The following is a 2,820-nucleotide window of genomic DNA, read 5'->3' on the forward strand; positions in this document are numbered from 1 at the left end:
AACAAAATTATCGGTGCTGAAGCTTTAATTAGGTGGAATCATCCTGAATTAGGTGTTATTTCTCCATACGAGTTTATTCCGATTGCAGAAGAAACAAATTTAATGCTATCTGTTGGGGAATGGGTATTGACAAATGCATTTATGCAAAAGAAAAAATGGGAAGCAGCCGGTAAAAAAGATATAAAGCTTGCAATCAATATTTCTGCACGCCAATTTCAATACAGTGACTTCCTTCTTTTTCTACAACAGGAGGTCCACAGACTACATATAAATACAGCGAAAATTGAGTTGGAAATAACAGAAAGTATGATGCAGAATATTGAAAAAGCAACAGTCGAATTAAATGCTATAAAAAAACTCGGCTTTCAAATATCCATTGATGATTTTGGAAAAGGATATTGCTCCCTAAGCTATTTAAAATCTCTTCCAATTAATACAATTAAAATTGATAAAAGCTTTATCGATGATATTAGTCATCCAAATCATAAAGGATCATTAGCAAAAGTAATTATCGATATGGGACATAATATGAATTTTATCGTAATCGCTGAGGGAGTGGAAACAAAAGATCAAGTTGATTTTCTAAAAAAGCATGAATGCGAAATTGTCCAAGGCTATTATTATAGCAAACCATTGCCGCCAGATGAATTAGAGAAATTATATCTTTAGAAATAGCAAAAATAACTATATGTGAATTTCTAGCGGTATACTTAAAGGATAGTAGTACAACGTAAAAGCCGTTATGGAAAAGCAAAAAATCTTTTATAAAGTTGGTGAAAAAATGCCTTGTCAATCAAATGAAGAATTAGAAAGCATTCTTTTGGACGCAAAACAGTATACAAGCAAAGGGAAAGTTGCCGATTATATCCCAGCCCTCAGTAAAGCAAATCCAGGTGATTTATCTGTTGCCATCTATCATCCAGATGGTACTTGTTATTCTGCTGGTTGCATTCATGAAAAAATAACTCTACAAAGTATCTCCAAAGTAATAACATTAGCTTTAGCGCTGATTGAATCAGGCGAAGAATATGTTTTCAGTAAGGTAGGATACGAGCCAACGGGTGACCCATTCAATTCGATTGTTAAACTTGAAATGAGTAATCCATCTAAACCATTAAACCCAATGATAAACGCAGGTGCTCTTGCTGTTACCCATATGATTAAGGGGAATTCAGTGGAAGAACGGCTTCAAAAAATCATGGAATTTGTAAAAACGCTATCTGGAAATGAGCAAATTAGTTATTCATCAGAAGTGGCTAAATCCGAATTTGAAACATCCCATTTAAATAGAGCGCTCTGCTACTTTATGAAACAACATGGCATTATTAATGAAGATGTCGAGGAATTGTTGGACTTATATACAAAGCAATGCTCCATTGAAGTGAATTGCTTAGACTTAGCACGAATCGGCATTGTCTTTGCTTTAAATGGCAAGGAACCAATTACAAATAAACAATTAATGCCAGCACATGTCGCACGCATTTGCAAAACATTTATGGTGACATGTGGAATGTATAATGCATCTGGAGAATTTGCCGTTCGAGTTGGAATTCCGGCGAAAAGTGGTGTATCTGGTGGGATACTAGGAGCAGTACCAAATCGCTTTGGTATAGGAATCTCCGGACCTTCGTTAGACGACAAGGGCAATAGCGTCGCAGGATTAAAGCTATTAGAAATCCTCGCAAATAAATATGAATTAAGTATGTTTTAACAGATAGCCCATCACTAATCTTTCGAATTCCTTCTATCATTAGGTATGCGAGAGATTGGTGATTTTTTGGTTAATCCATACCTTGTTCGGGTAACATAACATTACTTACATGTTAGAAAAAAGGGGGATAAACATGAGTTTAACACCTCAGCAGCGAATAGAATTACATGGATTTAATAATTTAACGAAATCATTAAGCTTTAATATGTATGATATATGCTACACACGTACGAAAAAGGAACGCGAGGCATATTTGCAATATATTGATGAACAATATAATGCAGAGCGTCTAACGAAAATCTTAAAGAACGTTTCGGATATCATTGGTGCTCATGTCTTAAATGTAGCCAAACAAGATTATGAACCACAAGGAGCAAGCGTTACATTGCTCGTTTCAGAGGGGCCAGTTTCTGAAGCACCTAAAGAAGTATTTGAGGAATCTCCAGGGCCACTCCCAGGATTTCCTGGATCTGTGGTCATGCATCTTGACAAGAGCCATATAACGGTTCATACATATCCGGAGTATCATCCAGACGAAGGAATCAGTACCTTTCGTGCCGATATTGACGTCTCTACGTGTGGAGAAATCTCTCCTTTAAAGGCATTAAATTATTTAATCTATTCTTTTGATACAGATATTATGATTTTGGATTATCGAGTTAGAGGATTTACTCGTGATATTCATGGTCATAAGCTCTTTATCGATCATGACATTAACTCGATACAAAACTATATTCCAGATGATGTAAAATCTGAGTTTGATATGATTGATGCGAATATTTATCAGGAAAATATTTTTCATACTAAATGTAAACTGAAACAATTTCATTTAAATAATTATTTATTTGGTTATAAAGAAGACGAGTTAACTGCTTCAGATCGCATCTTTATAACGGAAAAACTAACAGATGAAATGAATGAAGTTTTTTATGGGAAAAATATAAAATAGTTGATTGCAAGGCTGGGACATAAGTATTCCAGCCCAAGTTAAAGCCAAACAATTACACGAAATTCGTATGATTGTTTGGCTTTTTAAATAGCTTGTAAAAAAGCTGTTTCAGTTATGATTCGCAGCCTGAATACACTTCGCTTTCCGTGGGGCTCGCGCT

Annotated in this window: 3 protein-coding genes; all 3 read left to right on the forward strand. The window is 35.2% G+C overall.

The genetic code is table 11. The features are described from left to right. Positions 1 to 669 (forward strand): putative bifunctional diguanylate cyclase/phosphodiesterase (locus RTL21_RS10375; RefSeq protein ID WP_312095806.1); only part of this gene is annotated, 669 nt, incomplete at its 5' end. Between the two features lie 112 nt (positions 670 to 781). After that, complete coding sequence (glsA, locus tag RTL21_RS10380; protein ID WP_312095811.1) at positions 782 to 1,711, forward strand: glutaminase A; 930 nt, start codon at positions 782 to 784, stop codon at positions 1,709 to 1,711. Positions 1,712 to 1,844: 133 nt separating this feature from the next. Continuing rightward, positions 1,845 to 2,660, forward strand: a complete 816-nt coding sequence (gene speD / locus RTL21_RS10385; protein ID WP_312095807.1) for an adenosylmethionine decarboxylase — start codon at positions 1,845 to 1,847, stop codon at positions 2,658 to 2,660. The last annotated feature ends 160 nt before the right edge of the window (positions 2,661 to 2,820 follow it).

This window comes from Niallia sp., from assembly GCF_031978665.1.
In the GTDB taxonomy this organism is placed as follows: domain Bacteria; phylum Bacillota; class Bacilli; order Bacillales; family Cytobacillaceae; genus Niallia.

Excerpts from the sequence above, each read along its gene's own strand:
- speD (WP_312095807.1), top strand. The coding sequence starts at position 1,845 with ATGAGTTTAACACCTCAGCAGCGAATAGAATTACATGGATTTAATAAT.
- glsA (WP_312095811.1), top strand. The coding sequence starts at position 782 with ATGCCTTGTCAATCAAATGAAGAATTAGAAAGCATTCTTTTGGACGCA.